This is a genomic window from Bacillus sp. FJAT-18017 (genome assembly GCF_001278805.1).
Taxonomy (GTDB): domain Bacteria; phylum Bacillota; class Bacilli; order Bacillales; family Cytobacillaceae; genus Bacillus_D.
Genome location: NZ_CP012602.1, coordinates 3,479,144 through 3,500,711, shown reverse-complemented (window position 1 = coordinate 3,500,711; position 21,568 = coordinate 3,479,144). Strand labels below are relative to the sequence as shown.

Here is a 21,568-nt window from a genome sequence, read left to right as displayed (position 1 = left end):
GACAACTATTGAAAGAAAAAGAGATGAAGAAGATAGCCAAGGCTGCAATGTCTATGGTTTTGGCTGGAACGTTTGCATTTTCTCCAATGCTTGCCAAGGCAAATACTGGTACTGAAAACCAAGATGAGATTCAAACTTTACCTGTTTCATCAGATGAAGCTGTACAGGCATTGGACGACACAGATACGCCATCATTAATTCCTGGAGATTTCTTTTATTTTGTAAAAGTTGCCCTTGAAAAAATCAAGCTAGCGATTGCGTTCAATAATGATAAGGAAGCTGAATTGCTTGCTGCCTATGCTGCGGAACGCCTAGCTGAAGCGGAAGAGCTCTTTATTGCCGGCGAAGAAGAACGTGCAATTGAAACAATTAAAGATGCACTTACCTATTTGGAAGACTACGAGGAACAAGCAGGCGAGGAAGCTGAACAGCCTGAGAATGAAAAACCAGAAGACGATGGTCATGAGGCAGAAGAGCCTGCCGAAGGTGAAAAATCACCGTCTGGCGAGCTCCCTGCAGATGAGGAACCTGCAAGTGAGGATACAGAAGGGGAAAAGGAAGCAAGTGATGTCCCCCGCCAAAATATAGTAGCCTTAAAAGCAGCACTAGAAAAGGTTCAAAACCCTAAAGCAAAAGCAGCACTACAAAAAAATATTGATAAAACCTACGCAAAAATAGCCAAACAGCTTGCAGAGATAGAAGAGGAGTCCACTAAAGATTCCGAACAAGCAGATCTGGAAGAAGGAAAAACTTCTGATAAACCTGCTGTTCCTTCAGAACCTTCAGAATCAGGAGATGGGGATGGCATTGTAGATTCTAAAAAGGATCCTGTCAAAACCATACCTGCCAATTCGGCCAAGAAAGATGCAAAACAGGCTGAAAAGTTAGAAAAGAAAAAGGCCATAAATGAAAAAAAGCAGGCTAAAGAAATAAAGAAACAAGAAAAGAAAGAAGCAAAAGCAGCTCAAAAGAAAGAAAAGAAAGAAACTAAAGTGACTCAAAAGAACGAAAAGAAAGCTCAAAAGAACGAAAAAAAGGCTCAAAAAGAAGTAAGAAAACAGGACAAAAAAGAACAAAAAGGTAAGTCGAATGAACATAAAAACAATGGAAAGTAGCCTTCACCTGCAATTGACATGGGAGGAGATAGCCTGGTCATAGGCTATCTTTTCTCTAGTTTCAATAATTAAATTTGGGTTGGCCAGGCCGACAAATGTCCCTGTCTCTAAAAGGCATCTATACTTTTGCAAACCACTCCGCAGCCCCTTATGCTATAATTGGGGACTAGAGAGGTGAGGGTTATGCTAAGCTTATTGTTCTTATCCAACAAAAAGAAAAGGACGCTTGAGGAATCTGTCCAATTAATACAGCAAGGTGATAAGAAGCTGAACAATGAATTGATTGAAGCGTATAAGCCGTTTATTGCAAAAACAGTATCAGTTGTTTGCAAACGGTATATCGTTCAATCAGACGATGAGTTTAGCATAGGTCTTATTGCGTTTAATGAAGCGATTCAAAAGTATTCACCAGATCGTGGCAGCTCGCTGTTAAGTTTTGCTGAAGTGCTAATAAAACGGAGAGTAATTGATTATATTCGAACCCAGGCGAAGCATTCCTCGGTAAGTCTTGAACTTCAAAATGATCCGGATGACTCGGAAGCACGCGGCAAAATAATAGAAAATGAAATTTCGCTTGATGACTATCGAAAAAGGTCTGATGAAGAGCTAAGAAGAGAAGAGATTTTTCGCTTTCAAAGACATTTAAAAGAGTATGATCTTTCCATTCAGGATCTTGTTGAGCATTCCCCAAAACATGCTGATGCTAGGAAAAATGCAATAGAAGCGGCCAGCCTGCTTGCAAGCAGGGAAGACTTGCGTGAAAGCTTATTTTCTACAAAAAGGCTGCCCATTAAACAATTGGAAGAATTGGTGGATGTGAGCCGTAAAACTCTTGAACGAAATCGCAAGTATATCATCGCAATGGCTTTAATTATGTCGGGTGATTATGTATATATGAAGGACTATATAAAAGGGGTGCTTGACTCATGAAGACAGGTATCATATTGGAAATGGATGAAACGTTTGTTACCTTGTTAACCCCTGAGGGCGAATTTTTAAAGGCACGCAAGCAAAAAAGAATATATTCAATCGGGGAAGAAATATCATTTAATCCCGAGCTTCTTGGCCTTCCTGAAAAGAAACTTTCAATTAAGTGGTTAGCATCAATGAGGCGTGGAATTACTGTTGCCGCAGCTGCAGTATTGCTGCTGGCATCTGCCATGGCTACCAATTTGGATGACAACAAGGTTTATGCTTATATGTCCATTGATGTAAAGCCAAGTATAGAACTTGGGGTCAATGACAAAATGGAAGTTATTAAATTAACTGCCTACAATCGTGAGGGAAAAGAGATCACCTCAGGGCTTATAGATTGGGAAGAGAAGGATGCAGCAAAAGTTGGGAAAGAAATTCTTGCTGCAATTGATTCGGCCGGTTATTTTTCAGACTCGAATGAAGTTATTATATCCTCTGTAAATACAGAAGAAAAAGAAACAAAAGCCGAAAAAAAACTGAAGGCTACAATTAACGAAATTTCAAAGAAAGCCAAGCAGGATAGCCATCAAGTAAAAGTGATAAAAGCTACAGAAAAAGACTTGAAGCAAGCCTGGAAACACGGACAAACTACAGGAATATATAAAAATAATGCTGAAAAAGAAGCAGAGCCAGCATCACAAGGGGAAACTAAATTAAAGCAACCTGCCCCTGTTGTTCCTGCGGCCATCCCAGGACAGGATAAAAAAGAAACAAACCCTGGTCAGGAAAAGAAAGCAGTACTTGAAAAACAGGATGACAAAAAAGGCCTGGCTAATAACAATAATGGCAAAAAGAATCATCCAGCCAAACAAAACCCAGGAAACAGCAATAAGGATAAGGTTAAAGATAACAATAAGGCTCAAGGTAAAGATAAGGCTAAAAGTAAAGAGGATAAAGACAAAGGCAAAGATAAAGGAAAAGATAAAGACAACCCTAAAGGTAAAAATCAGGATAACCAAAAAGGAAAAAATAAAAGTAAAGAAAAAAAAGATAAGAAATCACAGCAGCCTAATAACAATCAGCATAGAAACAAAAGCAAGTCCGGCGATTAGCCGGACTTTTTCCATATATTCAATTATTATTCTGAACGGCCAGTCATTTGTGCCTGAGCCTGCTGAACAAGGCGTTTTGTAATTTCTCCGCCTACTGAACCGTTTGCCCTTGAAACTGTATCGGAGCCCAATTGGACACCAAATTCCTGGGCGATTTCGTATTTGACCTGGTCCAGGAATTGCTCAACGCCTGGTACAAGTAATTTATTACTATTGCGTGCCATATTACCACTCCTTTTTAAGCATCAGAGACTGTCTCTCTGTATAAATAGTATCCGAAGCAAACGGTGAATTATGAATGGTAACTCTTGCTCCAGCTGGGAAGGATAATAAAAGACCTTATTCTATATACAAAAAATAAAGGAGCCATAAGAGGCTCCATACGTTCTATTTGTTCAAAAGGACTTTATCTTTAACCGCTTCAAGCAGAAGGTCGACTATATGAACACCGCGCATTGATTGAGTCAATCCTTCACGTTCGATACCAAGCTTCATTTGAAGGAGGCAGCCGGGATTCGCTGTCACGATGGTAGCAGCCTGAGTATGCTTTGCTTTTTCCATTTTGTAATCAAGCAGCTTCATCGACATTTCGGATTCAATGATGTTATATATACCTGCGGAACCACAGCAGCGATCTGCTTCCTGCATCTCCCGGTATTCGGTGCCTTTAATTGCCTTTAACAAAGTTCTTGGAGCCGAAGCAGTTTTCATGACATTGCGAAGGTGGCATGAGTCCTGATAGGTAATAACCTGATAGGGAAGCTCCAGTTCAACCTGTTCATGGAATCCTACCTCAACTAAAATTTGTGAAATATCCTTTAGCTTACTTGCGAAGGAATGGGCTCGGCTGGACCATACAGGATCATCATGGAGGAGATGCCCATAATCAATCAGGAAGCCTCCGCATCCGCCGGCATTTGTGATAATAAAGTCTGCGCCTGCCTCCTCAAAGGCCTGGATATTTTTCTTTGCCATTTCCTTGGCATGGTCTTTTTCTCCGTAGTGGCCGTGCAGGGCACCACAGCAAGCCTGATCCTTTGGAATGATGACTTCGCATCCGGCAAGCTGAAGGAGTTTGATTGTAGCATTATTGGATTCAATAAACATTGTATCCATCAGGCAGCCGCTGAAAAACGCTACCCTTTTAGTTTTCATGCCAATTGCAGGTGCAAAGTCGGGACGATTTTTCAGCTCCTTCATTGGAGGAACATTCGGTAGGACTTTTTCCATTGTTGCCAAAGAATCTGGCAGCAGGCTCATAAATCCAATTTTCCTTGCTGCTGTCTGCAGGCCTGACCGCTGGTAAAAGCTAATTAATCCGGCTACAGAACGCATTCTGTTCTGATGTGGAAAGAGCCCTTTAAAAACCGCTTTTCTGGCGACCCTTACAGGGAGGGAGTACTTTTTATTTTGAGCGACAATATCGCGTGCATCCTCTAGCAAGGCTCCATAATTAACACCTGACGGGCAAACAGTTTCACAGGCCCTGCAGCCTAAGCAAAGGTCCAATGAACGTTCGAAATCCTCATCAGGAGGGATAATTCCGTCGACTACAGCTTTCATCAAAGCGATTCGGCCACGCGGTGAATGAGTTTCCTGGAATCCGGATTCGATATAAGTGGGGCAGCTTGGCAGACAGAAGCCGCACCTCATGCAGTTCAATAATTCATCTTCATTCATTCTTTCCTTGAATTGGTCCTGGATTATTTCTTTTTCTTTAACAGTTGTCATTTTGAGACCACCACACGTTTTCTGCTGGCTTTAGCAAATATTTTGCCAGGGTTCATAATATTATTCGGATCTAGCGCAGTTTTTACTGCCTTCATTGCTGCTATACCTTCTTTTCCGAGCTTTAATTCCAAATAAGGGGCTTTTGCAACGCCAACACCGTGTTCACCTGTAATGGTGCCGCCAAGTTCAACAGCCCGTTCAAAAATTTCTTCAAAAGCTTTCTCTACCCGTTCCATCTCGTCATGGTTGCGGACATCGGTTGGGCAGGTTGGATGTAGATTTCCATCGCCGGCGTGCCCAAAGGTACAGATTTCAACTTTATATTTTTCAGCGATCTCGTTAATATAGCCAACCATTTTCGCAATTTCCGAACGAGGGACAGTAGCATCCTCCAGGATAGTAGTGGGCTTTAGCCTTGCCAAGGCCGAAAGGGCAACCCTCCTTGCAGTCCGAAGCGCTTCAGCTTCCTGTTCAGTTTTAGCCACTTGGACCGAAAATGCCTTTTCTTCTTTACAAATCTCGAGAATTTTGCCCATGTCACGCTCAACGACTTCCGGAGGTCCGTCCTGTTCAATTAGAAGTACTGCTTTTGCGTGAGTGGGAAGTCCGATTTTTACATAATCTTCAATAACCCTTACTGTTGCCTGATCAAGGAATTCGAGGGTCGTAGGTATAATTTTATTTGCAATGATGCTTGAAACCGATCTTGCCGCATCTTCGAGATCCTCGTAAAGAGCGAGAGCGGTCTTCTTTGTCTCAGGAAGTGGAACGAGCTTTAAAATAGCTTCTGTTATGACGCCCAATGTTCCTTCAGATCCCACAAAAAGGCGTGTAAAGTCATATCCCGCTACATCCTTTGCCAATTTGCCGCCAGTACGGATAATATCGCCATTTGGGAGAACAGCTTCCAAACCCATGACATAATCGCGTGTGACTCCGTATTTCAAACCTCGCAAACCTCCTGCGTTTTCCAGGATATTGCCGCCGATTGTAGAAATTTTCATCGACCCAGGATCAGGGGGAAAGAAGAGGCCATTCGCTTCTACAAGGCTGTTAATCTGGCTCGTAATGACACCAGGCTGGACTGTTATGGTAAGATTTTGCTCATCGAATTCGAGTACCTTATTCAAATGCTTGAATAGAAGGACAACTCCGCCTTCAACGGGGCAGGTCCCTCCGCAGAGATTTGTTCCAGAGCCCCTTGGTACAACTGGAATTTTGTTTTCATTACAGATTTTAACAATTGCTGATACTTCCTGTGTGTTCCGGGGACTGATGACAGCGTCCGGCATTGATTGGAGAGTAGGCATTGCGTCAAATGAATAAACAAGCCTTCCTGTCTGGCTATCGTCATAATTTGCTTCTGTTACAACTGCAATAAATCTCTTTCTCGCTTCCGCACTGATTTTACTTTTTGTATGCTGTGCCAACATTCGTTTTTCCTCCCATCTAAATAAACCGCTTTCATAAACCAATTAAGAATAGTCTTAATCTTATTATAAAAAAAGCAAGCGGTTGCCTGCTATGTGTAAATCTACAAATATTATTAATCTTAGCGAGAATTATTTGTTTGTTCTTCCAAAATCAATAAAGCTAAATAAAGAGTTATCATATCATTTGTCTTCTTTAGATCGAGGCCTGTCAGGTCCTCGATTTTTTTTAGTCGGTAGTGGAGGGTGTTAATATGGATATGGAGGCTGGCTGCAGTTAGCTTCATTGAATTGTTTTGTACAAATAGCTCTTGAATTGTCTGCAGGAGTTCTTTTTCATGGAGGAGTGAGCCGATTGCACGAATGAGAAACTCTCTCTTTAAGGTAGGGTTAAGAGCATCCAGAAGCATTTCAAGTGTCAGATCTTCATCAAAGATAATTGGGTTTGCGGTGCTGGCTATTTTCAATGCTCGTACGGCATGAAGGTACGCATGCTGGATGTCTCTAGGTTTGGCTGCAGGACCTATTCCTATAAAGGCATTGCATCCTGAAACAGAGCTAATAAAATTGGCAAACTGGTGAAGTGACGAATAAATCTCACTCCGTGTTCTATGTCTGGAATGATCAAGCAGGAGGATAATGCGGTCATTTCCCCAACGGGCGGACACATCTGAAGGAAGAAAATTTTGCCAGCCTAAAATTCCAACCCATGCATCTCGTGGAAGGGGCTGTCCAATATTCCGCAATTCAATTATAACGGCAACTCTATCAATTGTTAGGTCAATTGAAAGAAGCCTTGCCCGGTCGGTAAAGCTTTCGCCCCAATCCTTTAATTGAATCAAATCCATAACGAATGACTCAACGGCCCGCGATTGCCATTCGTACTGACTGTAAAAATAATTCTCGCTAATCAGAAGTTCAGTCATCTTTCTGACAATTTCCCCGAACGGTGTAACGGATGCGGGATCTCCTGTTATTCCGATTATACCGATAACATCTTTTTGAAAGAAAATCGGGAAATTAATACCAGCTTTTACACCTTTTAATTTCTGCTGATCGTCTTCTGTAATGATTAGTTTTTGTTTTTCTTTTGCGACAATCGATGCTCCTTCATGAAAGGAGCCGATTCTCGAGTTATCCGTGCTCGCTATTATGATTCCATCTGTATTCGCCACAATAAGATCTTCATCAATAAGTTTACTTACTTCCTTAACAATTTTTTCTGCAAGCTCTGGAAAAATCAACTTTCCTCCTCCTGCTCTTTCATTAGTTGTTGCCCCGGAAAACGTCCCTGAACCGGCAACACATAGTTATACTTCTTATTATAAAGAAGGGATTGAGGAGGTGCTATAACTATTTCCAGACTATTCATCATTAATCGTTTTCTAAAGATGTTATAGTTCAGTCAGTTCCTTTACTTGTATCTTTATCCGGGTGCATAAAGGGTACAGCATTTGGCTTGCGTTTGCTTTCTAGTAATTCCCGGTTTTCTGGGCTATTCCAGCCAATATCATTTGTCGGATGCACCCATTCATCCCCAGCCATGATCTCCGGGTCTGTTTCTGCCGTCCAATTTTCCAGCGGTGAATTGGGAGAAGCATAATGGCTGTCCCCGATGATTACCCCATGTTTATTTTTGAATGGGGGTTCTATTTCAATACTGGTTTCTGAAAAATCAGCAGCATTGATTTGATGAGGCATTGTTCCGTCAATTTGTAGAATCTCGGACTTTTTTTCTTCTTTCATTGTAATTCCTCCTTTCTTTTTATTGTCTAAAATCAGCAGTGATTTTATCCTGCATCCATTAAGAGTAAGCCCCGACTTTCTAATTTCTAATTAAGTTCGTGGTGAATGAATGAAAGGTGCTAAAGGGGCAAAACTAAGGCTGCTGGAGTTAAGAATAAGGAGGAGTCAGGAATGGCAAAACGAAAAGCTGAACGTAATGCAGTCGAGAAATATAGCAAGACACCGCACAAAAATTCAATTGAATCAGATTTTTCGGCTGAATTGGCACATGAAGAAGACCCGATGAAAGGGGCCAACAGAAATTCAAAGCAGGGAAGGAAAGGGCGAGGCTGATGAAAGGATCGAGGCAGCCCAATAAGGAATTTTACGAAGAGTTTGGCATAGAGTTTGGTGATGTAAATGGAATCAAGCTTTATGAACTGTTTGCTGAACGCTGGCATAAGGAAGAAAAACAAGCGGAAAAAGAGAAGGATGAAAAGAAAAAATAAGCCGGTTTAAAACCGGCTTATGATGCAAATGAAGAAATAATAGGCCCCTTGCCAGTTGGATCATAATAGACGACGAGTACCGATTCGATTGGCCGTATTTCCCCTGTTGTTTGGAAAATTCCTATGTCAAATGGGATTTTCTCAAGCAGGGTATGCTTATAAAGCTCTTTTTCCGATAATTCCAATGCCTTAAAGGCAGGACCGGCAATCAAAGGGTTTTGCAGAAGCAATTGATACTTGCTGCCTAGCTCTTTTTTGGAATAGCGGCTGTCCCACCAAGGCTTACGCGGGCTATATTTCTGTCTGGACAAGTAATCAACCTTCATCAAACCTTCGACAATCTCAAGATTGCCTATATTTCGTTCCTTTAAAAATTCATGAAGCCTCTTAAACAAATCTTCAAGCTGATGGCCAATTCTAGCCCACCCTTTTGAATCCCAATATGCCCCAAATTCTTGAAAAAAGTCAAAAGGAGACTCAAACACATATTGAATCAAATATTCAATAGTAGCATCCATCCGATGGCTATTCCAATATTTTTCCAATACATCTTCCACTTGTTTAATGCGGATGATATCTTCGAAAGGAAGGACATTGTTTCCGAGTATTTCATATGGAGCATGGTCCATATAAATATAATCATGTTCATTTGCCCGCAACCTCACACCTGTGCCGCGCAGCATTTTTAAAAATCCAAGTTGAAGTTCCTCCGGCCTCATTTCAAATACATCATTGAATGTCTTCCTAAATGAAAAATAATTCTCTTCAGGCAAGCCTGCGATCAAATCGAGGTGCTGGTCGATTTTGCCGCCATCTTTAACCATCGTGACGGTACGCTTTAGCTTTTCAAAATTTTGCTTTCTCATGACAAGTTCATTAGTGTAGTCATTTGTTGACTGAACGCCAATTTCAAAGCGGAATAACCCTTTTGGAGCTTCCTGATTTAGAAATTCTATTACCTCGGGACGCATGATATCTGCGGTGATTTCAAATTGAAAAACAGTTCCGGGCACATGTTCATCAATTAGAAAACGGAACATTTCCATGGCGTAACTTCTGCTTATATTGAAGGTTCGGTCAACGAACTTTATGGTTTTAGCTCCATTGGCCATTAGGTAACGAATATCTTCTTTTATTTTCTCCCTGTCAAAATACCGCACACCAACTTCTATAGAAGAAAGGCAGAACTGGCAACTGAATGGACAGCCCCTGCTTGTCTCAATGTAGGTTACCCTTTTGCCAAGATATGGAGCGTCCTCAGGAAACCGATACGGGGAAGGGATTTCTTTCAAGTCAAGCTTTCCTGCTTGCAAATTCAGCTTCACTTTCCCATTTTTTCGGAAAGCAAGACCTGGAACTTTACTTAGATCCGGAGAAGTACTGGCGAATTGGACAAGAAATTCCTTAAATGCGATTTCCCCTTCGCCTACAACAATATAATCTACTTCAGGATGGCGCTCAAGCCATTCCACAGTATCATAAGTAACTTCTGGTCCACCAAATACGATGGCGATATCCGGATTGATTTTTTTGATCATTGATACAACTTTAATTGTTTCTTCAATATTCCAAATGTAACAGCTGAATCCAAGAACATCAGGTTTTTTTGCAATCAAGTCTGAAACGATATTCATCGCAGGATCCTTGATTGTATATTCTGCAAGCTCAACAGTAAATTCCGGTTCCGCATATGCCCTTAAGTAGCGGATGGCCAGATTTGTATGAATATATTTTGCGTTAAGTGTTGAACATATAATTTTCATGAACTTACTCCCTACATATAAGTGTTAAGTAATATTTTAGTATACAAGTTATGGGTTGTAAAAGGAAGGGGCCGAGGAAGGGGAGTAGCAGTAAATAAAAAGAGGTAGTACAAAAGGTATCAACTGAAAATTCTCCTGGGCCGTATCAATCCGGGGGAATTTGTATATGATTCCAATACCGCTTTGTGACGATTACCCATCCAAGAATCATTATCGGGTTATCCAGTACCATTTTGTCTATAGGTTACCTATGCAAGGACCTTTTTGCTTTCTTTTATGTCATATTGTCCTTGAAGACTGGATGAATCACTTTTTATAACAAAAAAAGATGCCCCAAAGTATATACTTCGGGACAGCCTTTTTCTAATCGATTTAAGGAATCATCCAACTAAAGAAATTATGCTGCAACCATGTCATAATACCAATCAATGTGACAAGGAACAAACTATGTTTAATTGTGAAGCGGAACAAGTCGGATTCTTTTCCCGCGAGTCCAACCGCAGCGCATGCAACTGCAATGGATTGCGGGGAAATCATTTTTCCTGTTACACCGCCCGAAGAGTTTGCTGCAACTGCAAGGACTTCGCTCATACCGATATTGTTCGCTGTGATTTTCTGCAGGTTTCCGAACAATAGGTTTGCGCTTGTATCGGAACCGGTAATGAATACCCCGAGCCAGCCAAGGAATGGCGAGAAGAATGGGAACAGGATCGAACCTGTTTTTGCGAGCGTCATACCGAGAGTTGTACTCATACCTGAAGCATTTGTAACGTAGGCAAATGCAACAACCGATGCGATAGTCAAAATCGGGAATTTCAATTCATTAAGCGTTTCTCCAAAGGCCTGGAAGAAGCCGCGCCAGCTGATTTTTACTATGAATTTGGAAATGATTGCTGCAATTAGAATGGCCGTTCCAGCTGCGCCAAGGATATCGAGTTTATAGAGAGCTGGAAGCTGTTTCCCGGCTAAATCAATAATATTGTTGTTTAGGAATGGAACTTCCGGATGGAACGATAAAGCTTGTCCAATTCCATTTAGTGCTTTCAGAATTACATTTTCTCCTGCGTAAATTCCAGTCAGGGCCTGCTTGATGGTTGGAATGCCCCAAAGGGAGATAATGGCTGTCAATATAAGGAACGGTGACCAGGCTTTAAAGATTTGTCTAGGAGTATATTTTAGATCCTGACCCGTACTTGTTTTCTTAACAGCTGAAGTTGCAGCCAGTTCCTGTTCAGCAGAGAAACGGAAAATTGTTTTAGGCTTCCAGAAACGAAGGAAAATAGCAAGAGCAAAGAGTGAAACAAGGGAAGACAGGATATCCGGAAGCTCAGGTCCAAGGAAATTGGAGGACAAGTATTGAGTTACCGCAAAGGAAATACCAGAAACAGCAATTGCTGGCAGGACTTCAATTGTACGCTTCCAGCCAGCCATGATCATAACTAGATAAAACGGAATGAAGACAGATAGGAACGGCAGCTGGCGGCCAACCATTTTGGAAATTTCCATGGCAGGAATCCCAGTCGGGCCTTCTACTGCGATAATCGGAATACCAATTGCTCCAAATGCAACAGGTGCAGTGTTGGCAATTAAGCAAAGACCTGCGGCATAGAGTGGATTAAAACCTAACCCTACTAACAGTGCCGCGGAAATGGCAACTGGTGCGCCAAACCCGGCGGCCCCTTCAAGGAATGCCCCAAATGAGAAAGCTACCAAAAGTGCCTGCAGGCGCCTGTCCTCTGTGATTGAAAGGACAGAGCTTCTGATAATATCAAATTGGCCAGTTTTTACGGTTAATTTGTAAAGGAAGACGGATGTAATGATAATCCAGCCAATTGGCAGGATACCATATACGGCTCCTTGTGTTGCGGACATAACTGCAAGCCCTGCCGGCATTTTATAAGCGAAGACAGCGAGAACAATGGCAATTAATAGTGTGGTTAAGCCTGCAACGTGGCCTTTCATTCGTTTGATGGCCAGTGCCCAGAAGAAATAAAGAATAGGAACGATTGCTACTATTGCGGACAAAGCCAGGTTATCCCCTACCGTAGTAAAATTTTGTGTAAAACTCATTAGCGTAACCCCCCAGTTTAGCTTGGAATTTAATTGTTCTGTCCCCCCCGGACATTTCCTCCTTCTCCCGAAGTTTAAAACGCTTTCATAAAAAGATGAGGTCATCTGATGACTCGACTTCTTCCCTAGCAAAAATTATATTTGTCATTCTTGTAAAAAACAATATATTTTGCATAAATTTTCTAAAAAGTAACTTTATTACTATATTGAGAGGGGAAACGGTTGTGGAAAAATTTGTTTTATCTGGAAGGCAAGGTTTTATAATCATTCAGCTAGAAACGTTGTATAATAGAAAAGCAATTGGCAGAAAGACCACTTAGGGGCTGAATTTATGAATTACAAAAAGATAAAACCAAAAAAAATATATGAAGAAATCGCAGAGATCCTTCATGAAATGATTCGAAAAGGGGAAGTAAGGCCAGGGGAAAAACTGGATTCTGTTCAGCAATTGGCTGAAAACTTCCAGGTCGGCAGGTCTGCAGTTCGTGAAGCATTATCGGCACTTAAGGCAATGGGATTAATTGAAATGAGGCAAGGTGAAGGAACCTTTGTTAAAGAGATAACATCCAGTGACATATCTTTTCCTCTTTCAACATCCATATTGATGAATAAGAAAGATATCGAAAACTTGCTCGAGCTTAGGAAGATTCTTGAGACAGGAACTGCTTCAGCCGCAGCTTTAAAGCGAACCCCTGATAACCTGTTAAATATGGAGCAGGCATTGGAAGAAATGCAAAGGGCACATGGCAACGAGGAACTAGGGGAACAGGCTGATCTTCAATTTCATTTTGCTGTTGCCGAGGCTGCACAAAACCCTATGTTGCTGAACTTGATGCAGCAGGTGTCAAGCCTCATGGGCGAAACAATGAAAGAGACACGGAAACTATGGTTATTTTCCAAACAAACTACGACCGAAAAACTATATGATGAACATTTGGCAATTTACAAGGCAATTCTGGCGCAAAATGCCGAACTATCCCGCCTTTTAATGCTGGAGCATCTAAATAATGTGGAAGAGATCCTGACCAAATATTATTTAGCTGCGCCAATATCAATCTAAATTTTTCGAGCCTTTTTTTAAAAAAGGCTTTTTTACAAAAATAATATGAAAACACTTTCATTATTTTGTAGCTTTATAGTAGTATTTAAATAACCTACCATTTTTTTCTTTAAGTCATCAGATGACCTGTTGACTTGGATGGTAATGAACTAGATGAGGGAGAGTAGAGAAGATGAAGGTAACCCTTTTTGCAACGTGCCTTGTTGACCTTTTCCAGAGTGATGTTGGAAAGGCGACAGTCGAGCTATTGGAACGGCTGGGATGCGAGGTCGAATTTCCTGAATCTCAGGTATGTTGTGGACAGCCAGCTTATAACAGCGGTTATGTGAAGGAATCAAAAGAAGCAATGAAACGGATGATTGATACGTTTCAGCATGCAGAAGTCGTCGTGTCTCCTTCAGGTTCTTGTGCCACAATGTTTCGTGAATATCCACATTTGTTCGCTTCGGACCCTGTTTATGGCCCGAGGGCAAAGGCACTGGCCGAAAAAACATTTGAGCTTACTCAATTTATCGTTGATGTCTTGAAAATTGAAGATGTAGGGGCAAGGTTCGAACACAAAGTTACATATCATACATCCTGCCATATGACCAGGCTCCTCGGTGTTGTTGAAGCTCCTATGAAACTATTGAAAAACGTAAAAGGACTTGAATTTACTGAGCTTCCTGGTAAAGAGCAATGCTGTGGATTTGGCGGAACATTCGCCGTCAAAATGGCCCAGATTTCAGAACAGATGGTTGATGAAAAGGTCCAGCATGTTGAGGAAACAGGGGCGGAATACTTGATCGGCGCGGATGCTGCCTGCTTAATGAATATTGGCGGCAGAATTGACAGGCTCGGTAAACCAATAAAAATCATGCATATTGCTGAAGTGTTGAATAGCAGATAAAAACCTTTGGCTATTGTTTCGAAACAGGATGGAGGGAGATACCAGTATGTCCATTAAAATCGGGCAGGACCAATTCAAGGAACGAGTCAGGGAAGGCATAAACGATTCTTTCATGCGAGGCGCTGTTGCTGGAGCACAGGAAAGGATGGGTACAAGAAGACGGGACGTAACGGTGGAACTAGGTGATTGGGAGGATTGGCGGAACCATGGTGAAGAAATCCGTCAGCATGTTCTTGATAACCTTGACTATTATCTGGATCAGCTAAGCGAAAATGTCGCCAAGCGCGGCGGACATGTCTATTTTGCTCAAACAGCTGAAGAGGCAAGTGCTTATATCACGGAAGTTGCAAAGAAGAAGAATGCCAAAAAGGTTGTAAAAGCCAAATCAATGGTTTCAGAAGAAATTTCGATGAATCAATCCCTTGAAGCAGCAGGCTGTGAAGTAATTGAAACTGACCTTGGGGAGTATATACTCCAAGTCGATGATCATGATCCGCCATCCCACATCGTCGTTCCGGCCCTTCACAAAAATAAGGAGCAAATAAGGGATGTTTTCGCCGAAAAGCTTGGTTATGATAAAACGTCAAAGCCTGAAGAACTGGCAGCCCACGCCCGGGAAATGCTGCGTAAAGAATATTTGGCAGCCGATATCGGCATAACAGGCTGCAATTTTGCCGTAGCAGAAACGGGTTCATTTGCGCTTGTGACAAATGAAGGTAACGCTGATCTAGTAACAGCACTGCCAAAAACACAGATTACCGTAATGGGCATGGAAAGGCTCGTACCAACATTCGAGGAAATGGAAGTTCTAGTCAGCATGCTCACCCGGAGCGCGGTTGGACAGAAGCTTACCAGCTATATTACGGTACTGACTGGGCCAAGACAGGAACCAGAAGCTGATGGACCCGAGGAGTTCCATTTAGTTATCATCGACAATGGCAGATCGGATATTCTGGCAGGCGAGTTCCGCTCAGTTCTCCAATGCATCCGTTGTGCGGCATGTATAAATGTGTGTCCGGTATACCGGCATGTTGGCGGCCATTCCTATGGTTCTATCTACTCCGGACCTATTGGGGCAGTCCTTTCTCCGCTTTTGGGAGGTTATGATGAGTATAAAGAGTTACCGTATGCTTCGACGCTTTGCGGGGCCTGTACGGACGTGTGCCCGGTTAAGATCCCGTTACATCAGCTTCTGCATAAACATAGGCAAGTGATAGTTGAAAAAGAAGGCAAAGCTCCGGTTTCCGAGAAATTGCTCATGAAAGCCTATGGCTTCGGTGCTTCATCTCCCGGGCTATATAAACTGGGTACGAAAATGGCACCTGCTGCTATGAATCCGTTCATGGCTGGCGATAAAATTACAAAAGGCCCTGGCCCGCTGAAGGCCTGGACCGATACTCGCGACTTCCCCGGACCAAATAAAGAAAGGTTCCGTGACTGGTTCAAGAACCGCGAAAAGGGAGGCAACTAAGTATGCATGGCACAATACACAATCGAAACAAATTTCTCGATAAAATAGCTTCCAGCCTTGGACGGCCAAGGAAAACAACGGGTGTGGAACGTCCCGTTTACACTTTCCAGCCACAGCATGAAATTTATAAAAGGGCATCCCAGGATGAACTCCTTCAAGTGTTAAAAACACAATGCCTAAAAATCCACACTTCTCTGCATGAGACGACCCTTGATGAACTCTCTTCAAAAGTGAGAGAAATTGTCGGCGGGTATGGCGGAGGCCCTGTAATTACTTGGAATGATGAACGGTATGCCAAATGGGGCTTAGGTGAGTTGCTTGAAAGTGAATGGCCATCGGAAAATATAGAAGTTCGTGTTTGGGATCATTCAAATGGGGATGAGAACATTCCTCTTGCTGAAAGTGCAAAAGTGGCGATAACAATAAGTGAGATTACCTTGGCCGAGTCAGGGACAGTCACTCATTTTACCAGCCCTGGAAGAGGCCGTTCAGTTTCTTTCCTTCCAGAAAATATTATTGCACTAGTTCCAAAAAGTACAATTGTGCCCCGATTTACGCAAGCGGCAGAGTGGATACGCAGTCAGCATCTTGAAGGAAAGGATGTCCCTTCCTGCATTAATTTTATTACCGGACCTAGCAATTCGGCTGATATTGAACTCAACCTTGTCGTTGGGGTCCATGGACCGGTACGGGCTGCTTATATTGTTATTAACGATCTGTAAAATAGAAATCCCCGCCAAATCCGGCGGGGATTTCTATTAAATGTGATGAGTGACATTTCACCTTTGCTCAGAGCTCATAATGTCACTCATCAGGCGGATGAATAACAGTTCGCATCTCCTCAGAGCTCAAAGTGTCATTCATAAGGGAGATGAATGACATTTCGCGTCCGCTAGAAATAAAAGTGTCATTCATCTCTAACAGTCATTTTTGTGCTTTAGTTCCTTTCCTCTGTCACGCGGTAGCCTCCAGATAACCTGCTGAATAGTTTTTTCATCCGGGTGTTACTCAATTCTATTAATGGTTGTGTAAATGCTGTTATCAGTTTGCTTGAGAGGGCCAGCACAATAATAAGGGATACTCCAGCCAAAAGGACAATCCTTTCGGTTTTATCAAAATACGATATTAGCTCAGTCTCCCTTAGCAGCTTGACCAGGAAACCGTGCAAAAGGTACACGTACAGTGTGCGTTTTCCGAGAGTTGTAAAAAAGTACTGCCCTCTTGGCACAAAGGCAAAAAAGCTCATTACCATTACAAAACTCAAGATGTAGATGCCAAGCCTTTTGAACATGGCCAATAAAGAGGCTGCTCCCATTGCTTCATACGGCTTTGAACCTAGCAGCCATTGATATTGCATGTCGGGATAAAAGTAAAATCCCGCAAATAATACAATGAATGCCACAAGAGCGATAATACGTTTTGGAATCGTGAATAGTGAATAGAAATGTTCTTTTTTCAGATAATATCCCGCCAAAAACAGTGGGAAGAATACAAATGTCCTGGATAAACTAAGGTAGTTTGATACCCAGTCAACATATCCAATGAGCAGTCCAGCTGTAAGTGCCAAAGGAATTGCGACTGAAGCCTTCAGTTTTGAAAAAGGAATCATCAACAAGTTCCAGAAGAACATACTAACGAGAAACCAAAGCGACCAATGAGGATTAAAAGGGTCTATGACAAGCGTTTGTTTTTGGTATAGATAAAAATAATAAATAGAGTAGATTACTTGAAAGATAATGTAAGGCAAAATTAGCTTCTTGGCGATTTTCTTTATATAGCCCTTTTCGTTGAAACCTTTTGCGAAGAACCCCGACACTAGGATAAATGCGGGCATATGAAATGTGTAAATCGCTTTATATAATGCGAAAAATACTTCATTGTCTTCAATAAAGGCCCTGAGCAGATGACCGAACACAACAAGAAAAATCAAAATGAATTTTGCATTATCAAAGTAGTAGTCTCGTTTTTTCATGATGACCTCCATATTTGAGACCCCCGGAAACAATCATCTCTACTATTACCCAACTAAGATTAAAAGAAAACAGGTAAACCATACCAAACTAGTAAAATCCTAATCTGTTACACTACAGATTTGGCGCTGTAATACAGCGGGGAGTTCCTTGAAAACCTTATTATAAAAAGACTTTATTAAAATTTATTAAGCTGTTTCAAAAATTTTAAGTTGTATTTAACATTTGTCACAGCGCAATAGGCAGCTCTTGCCTACAATGGAAGGTGGGGAGTGCCAGCACTGCTGGGGATTTATATTTTAAATTTAGAAAGTATATCTTTACTTTGAGTACTGTCTAGCTCCAGCGCTTGCGCTTTTCCTATAAGAATATGGGGGGAGAACATGTCAATCTTACCTAAACAAAATGAATTGGGCTTTTTTGAAATCCGCCTTGAATCAATTGGCGGCCTGGGGGCCAACCTTGCAGGGAAAATGCTTGCTGAGGCAGGTGTGCTGGGACTTGGCTTGAACGGATCGAATTTCTCATCATACGGATCAGAGAAGAAAGGGTCCCCGGTAAAGAGTTTTATCCGATTTTGTGATCCTGATGTAGAAATCCGTGACCATAGCCCAATCGAACAACCGCATGTTATTGGGGTTTTTCATGAAGCTCTGTATAAAATGGTAGATGTTGTAAGCGGACTCGATGCTGATGGAATTGTCCTCGTCAATTCCGTACGCGATTTTGATGGAATCAGAAAAGACCTTCAGTTTAAATACGGCACACTGGCCATTGTCGACGCCTTAACTATTGCGGTAGAGGAGAAAACGAAGGTAAATACAGCGATGCTCGGGGCGATGTTCCGGATTTGTGATTTTCTGGACCCTCAAGCGATGAAAAGTGTAATTAGAAAAACATTTGAAAAAAAATATCCTCACTTAGTCGAGCCGAATATCAGGACATTCGAGCGCGGGTTTAATGAGGTTCAATTTAAAGTATACGAAGTGCCTGAAGGAGCAGAAGGCAAATCATTTTCACGGCCGCTGCCACGGCTAGGGTTTAAGACTCAGGAGCTTGGAGGTGTCATTACTGCACCGGCTAACAGCATCCTTAAGGATTTGAGTGGTTCGCGCCAGGGATTTTTGCCGGAATTAAAGCTTGAAAGCTGTATCCACTGTGCACAGTGTGACACAGTCTGCCCTGATTTCTGCTTCGTCTGGGAGAGTGGCCAGGATAAGCGGGGGCGTGAGCAAATGTTTCTTAAAGGAATTGATTATCAATATTGCAAGGGCTGCCTGAAGTGTGTTGAAGCATGCCCAACCGATGCATTGGGTGACCTTCGCGAGATGATTGGATATGCGGATTCAAATAGAGTCAAACAGAATTTTCCATATGTAGAAGGGAGGCTTCTATAATGGCCATTTTGGAAGAGGAATTGAAAACAACAGCTAACAAAGAGCAATTATTGACTTTCGAATCAGGAAATGAAATGGCTGCGATGGCGGCTGCCCAAATCAATTATCATATTATGGGGTATTTTCCCATTACCCCATCGACCGAGGTTGCACAATACCTTGATATGATGAAGGCAAGGGGCGAGCACGATATTAAGCTTATTCCGGCAGATGGGGAGCACGGGTCGGCAGGAATTTGCTATGGAGCTGCCGCTACTGGAGCCCGTGTATTTAATGCGACAAGCGCAAATGGATTGCTCTACATGATTGAACAGCTGCCAGTCCAAGCCGGAACTCGCTTCCCTATGGTCATGAACCTTGTTACCAGGGCTGTCAGCGGGCCGCTCGATATTAGGGGAGACCATTCAGATCTTTATTATGCCTTAAATACTGGCTGGGTAATTCTGACTGCTAGAACACCTCAGGCGGTTTACGATATGAATATCATGGCACTGAAAATAGCGGAGCATTCGAAGGTTCGGCTACCGGTTATTGTTGCTTATGATGGATTCTTCACCTCTCATCAAAAGCGCAGAGTCCACTATTTCAAGGACCGTGCCACTGTCCAGGAATTCGTTGGTGAATGCCCAACAGATTACAATTTTGCAAGAGATCCTAAGAAACCGGTAACTATCGGAGCCCATATGAATGGGGAAGACTTGATGAACAACCACTTCCAGCAATCAGAAGCAATCTATGCTGCTGGAGAAGTGTTCAAGGAAGTAGCATCTCAGTACGCGGAGTTATCAGGAAGGAATTATGAGATTCTTGACCTTTACAAAATGGAAGATGCAGAAGTGGCTCTGTTCCTACTCAATTCCGCAGCTGAATCAGCCAAGGATGTTGTCGACAGGCTAAGGGCCAAGGGCATTAAAGCCGGTGTCATTTCGCCAAACATAATCAGGCCTTTCCCGGCAAAAGAAATCCGTGAAGCTCTAAAAAACGTGAAATCGCTGCTGATTGGAGAACGAGCGGATTCCTATGGCGGCCATGGCCCGAATTTAACACATGAAGTGAAGGCTGCACTACAAGAGGATAGAGAAAATAAAACAATTGTCCTGAGCAGGGTATTCGGACTTGGCGGTAAGGACTTCTATGCGGATGATGCAGAGGCATTTTTTGCTATGGCAATTGATGCAATGGAAAAAGGGATTGCCGAAAAACCATTTGATTATTATGGCATTGTTCCAGGGAATCCGGAAAATGCGTTAAAGCCAGTAATCGAACCGCAGCATGGCGAAACCTTTAAAACAGGCTTGATTGATGTCAAAATGGATGAAGCAACGGGTAAGCTTAAAGTTAAAATTCCACCTCTTCGGGCATTGGCCGGTAAGCCAAAACGGCTGGGGTCTGGTCATGGAGCCTGCCCGGGCTGCGGGATATTCCCGGGACTTGAGCTTTTCTTTAAGGGCATTGAAGGCGACATTGTCGTTCTTTATCAAACTGGATGTGCGTATGTAACGACAACTGCATATCCTTATACATCACACAAACAAACGATGATTCATAACTTGTTCCAGAATGGGGCAGCAACTCTGTCTGGTACCGTCGAAGCATTTTTTGAAATGCAGAAGCGGGGAGAAATCAACATCGAGGACGATGTCACTTTCGTCATGATCACTGGTGATGGCGGAATGGATATTGGTATGGGATCGGCTATTGGAACAGCCTTGCGCGGCCATAAGCTTATCATAGTTGAATATGATAATGAAGGCTATATGAATACCGGTTCACAGATGTCCTATTCCACGCCGCTTGGCCATATGACGAGCACAACGAGCATTGGCAAGACCCAGAAAGGGAAAACCTTCCACCACAAAGACACTGCCCAGCTGATGGCGGCTGCGAATATTCCGTACGTATTCACTGGTACAGAGGCATTCCCTCAGGACCTTGTAAAAAAAGGCGCAAAAGCACAGTGGTACGCCCAGAATGTCGGCACCGTGTATGGTAAGATTTTAATTACGTGCCCGCTTAACTGGAAATCTGAGGACCGTTATGGCAGCACGATTATGGAGCAGGCGGTTAATTCTTGCTTTTTCCCGCTATATGAGATTGAGCAGGGAATTACAACGATCACCTACGACCCTGAGGCTAAAAACAAGCGTGTCCCGGCATCAGAATGGCTAAAATACATGGGTAAATCAAAGCATTTATTAAAAGAAGAGAACAAAGCGATGCTAGAGTCTTTTGAAGCTGAAAATGAACATCGCTGGCAGCGCCTCAAGGCAAAACACGAGCATCCAATGCTTTAAATATACAAGTTCGATTCGAAAAAGCTGGCCATGTGGCCCGCTTTTTCTTTTTGCTTCAAAAACCTAGGAATGTATTTTGTAATAATATTGACACTTAAACTCTAATTTGATATAAAT

At 42.4% G+C, this 21,568-nt stretch carries 19 protein-coding genes; 11 read left to right on the top strand and 8 right to left on the bottom strand.

What is annotated here, in order from left to right:
* Window positions 1-8 precede the first annotated feature (8 nt).
* The 3 genes from AM500_RS16380 (at window position 9) to AM500_RS16370 (ending at window position 3,142) form a co-directional block, all read left to right on the top strand.
* Window positions 9-1,115: a DUF5667 domain-containing protein gene (locus AM500_RS16380; protein WP_053600165.1), complete on the top strand. Its 1,107-nt coding sequence runs from the start codon at window positions 9-11 to the stop codon at window positions 1,113-1,115.
* A 174-nt stretch (window positions 1,116-1,289) separates the two neighbouring features.
* A complete protein-coding gene (gene sigI, locus AM500_RS16375) occupies window positions 1,290-2,045 on the top strand; it encodes an RNA polymerase sigma factor SigI (protein ID WP_231688018.1) in 756 nt (251 codons plus the stop codon).
* 20 nt (window positions 2,046-2,065) lie between these two features.
* Window positions 2,066-3,142 carry an anti-sigma factor domain-containing protein gene (locus tag AM500_RS16370; RefSeq protein WP_231688186.1) on the top strand — a complete coding sequence of 359 codons (1,077 nt, stop codon included), beginning with the start codon at window positions 2,066-2,068 and terminating at the stop codon, window positions 3,140-3,142.
* A gap of 26 nt (window positions 3,143-3,168) precedes the next feature.
* On the opposite strand, the gene AM500_RS16365 is transcribed toward AM500_RS16370, so the two are convergent.
* From AM500_RS16365 to AM500_RS16345, 5 genes are all read right to left on the bottom strand, one after another.
* The gene (locus AM500_RS16365) at window positions 3,169-3,366 is read right to left on the bottom strand and encodes an alpha/beta-type small acid-soluble spore protein (RefSeq protein ID WP_043933539.1); all 198 of its coding nucleotides are present in this window, start codon (window positions 3,364-3,366) and stop codon (window positions 3,169-3,171) included.
* Window positions 3,367-3,529: 163 nt separating this feature from the next.
* Window positions 3,530-4,873, bottom strand: a complete 1,344-nt coding sequence (locus tag AM500_RS16360) for a (Fe-S)-binding protein (RefSeq protein ID WP_053600162.1) — start codon at window positions 4,871-4,873, stop codon at window positions 3,530-3,532.
* Complete coding sequence (gene glcD, locus AM500_RS16355; protein WP_053600161.1) at window positions 4,870-6,306, bottom strand: glycolate oxidase subunit GlcD; 1,437 nt, start codon at window positions 6,304-6,306, stop codon at window positions 4,870-4,872. The genes AM500_RS16360 and glcD overlap by 4 nt, the downstream gene beginning before the upstream one ends.
* Before the next feature lie 119 nt (window positions 6,307-6,425).
* A complete protein-coding gene (locus AM500_RS16350; RefSeq protein WP_053600160.1) occupies window positions 6,426-7,547 on the bottom strand; it encodes a CdaR family transcriptional regulator in 1,122 nt (373 codons plus the stop codon).
* 157 nt (window positions 7,548-7,704) lie between these two features.
* Complete coding sequence (locus tag AM500_RS16345; RefSeq protein ID WP_053600159.1) at window positions 7,705-8,049, bottom strand: DUF3905 domain-containing protein; 345 nt, start codon at window positions 8,047-8,049, stop codon at window positions 7,705-7,707.
* Window positions 8,050-8,220: 171 nt separating this feature from the next.
* Here AM500_RS16345 and AM500_RS25895 point away from each other — a divergent pair, with 171 nt between their 5' ends.
* Both AM500_RS25895 and AM500_RS25890 read left to right on the top strand, forming a co-directional pair.
* Window positions 8,221-8,382, top strand: a complete 162-nt coding sequence (locus AM500_RS25895) for a hypothetical protein (RefSeq protein ID WP_197028428.1) — start codon at window positions 8,221-8,223, stop codon at window positions 8,380-8,382.
* Window positions 8,382-8,537 carry a hypothetical protein gene (locus AM500_RS25890; protein ID WP_197282605.1) on the top strand — a complete coding sequence of 52 codons (156 nt, stop codon included), beginning with the start codon at window positions 8,382-8,384 and terminating at the stop codon, window positions 8,535-8,537. The genes AM500_RS25895 and AM500_RS25890 overlap by 1 nt, the downstream gene beginning before the upstream one ends.
* 17 nt (window positions 8,538-8,554) lie before the next feature.
* Here AM500_RS25890 and AM500_RS16340 read toward each other — a convergent pair whose 3' ends face one another.
* Complete coding sequence (locus AM500_RS16340) at window positions 8,555-10,300, bottom strand: B12-binding domain-containing radical SAM protein (protein WP_053600158.1); 1,746 nt, start codon at window positions 10,298-10,300, stop codon at window positions 8,555-8,557.
* Between the two features lie 372 nt (window positions 10,301-10,672).
* On the bottom strand, window positions 10,673-12,370 hold the full coding sequence (locus AM500_RS16335; protein WP_053600157.1) for an L-lactate permease: 1,698 nt from the start codon (window positions 12,368-12,370) through the stop codon (window positions 10,673-10,675).
* 331 nt (window positions 12,371-12,701) lie between these two features.
* Between AM500_RS16335 and AM500_RS16330 the strand changes: the two genes are divergently transcribed.
* The 4 genes from AM500_RS16330 (at window position 12,702) to AM500_RS16315 (ending at window position 16,512) form a co-directional block, all read left to right on the top strand.
* Window positions 12,702-13,430, top strand: a complete 729-nt coding sequence (locus AM500_RS16330; protein ID WP_053600156.1) for a FadR/GntR family transcriptional regulator — start codon at window positions 12,702-12,704, stop codon at window positions 13,428-13,430.
* Window positions 13,431-13,602: 172 nt separating this feature from the next.
* Window positions 13,603-14,319 (top strand): (Fe-S)-binding protein, encoded by a 717-nt coding sequence (locus AM500_RS16325; RefSeq protein ID WP_053600155.1) that lies wholly within the window; start codon window positions 13,603-13,605, stop codon window positions 14,317-14,319.
* A gap of 46 nt (window positions 14,320-14,365) precedes the next feature.
* The gene (locus AM500_RS16320; RefSeq protein WP_053600154.1) at window positions 14,366-15,790 is read left to right on the top strand and encodes a LutB/LldF family L-lactate oxidation iron-sulfur protein; all 1,425 of its coding nucleotides are present in this window, start codon (window positions 14,366-14,368) and stop codon (window positions 15,788-15,790) included.
* A gap of 2 nt (window positions 15,791-15,792) precedes the next feature.
* On the top strand, window positions 15,793-16,512 hold the full coding sequence (locus AM500_RS16315; RefSeq protein ID WP_053600153.1) for a LutC/YkgG family protein: 720 nt from the start codon (window positions 15,793-15,795) through the stop codon (window positions 16,510-16,512).
* Between the two features lie 215 nt (window positions 16,513-16,727).
* Here AM500_RS16315 and AM500_RS16310 read toward each other — a convergent pair whose 3' ends face one another.
* On the bottom strand, window positions 16,728-17,762 hold the full coding sequence (locus AM500_RS16310; protein WP_053601750.1) for an acyltransferase family protein: 1,035 nt from the start codon (window positions 17,760-17,762) through the stop codon (window positions 16,728-16,730).
* Between the two features lie 381 nt (window positions 17,763-18,143).
* Between AM500_RS16310 and AM500_RS16305 the strand changes: the two genes are divergently transcribed.
* A complete protein-coding gene (locus tag AM500_RS16305) occupies window positions 18,144-19,157 on the top strand; it encodes a 2-oxoacid:acceptor oxidoreductase family protein (protein ID WP_053600152.1) in 1,014 nt (337 codons plus the stop codon).
* The gene (locus AM500_RS16300) at window positions 19,157-21,451 is read left to right on the top strand and encodes a thiamine pyrophosphate-dependent enzyme (RefSeq protein WP_053600151.1); all 2,295 of its coding nucleotides are present in this window, start codon (window positions 19,157-19,159) and stop codon (window positions 21,449-21,451) included. Before AM500_RS16305 ends, AM500_RS16300 begins: the two co-directional genes overlap by 1 nt.
* Window positions 21,452-21,568 lie beyond the last annotated feature (117 nt).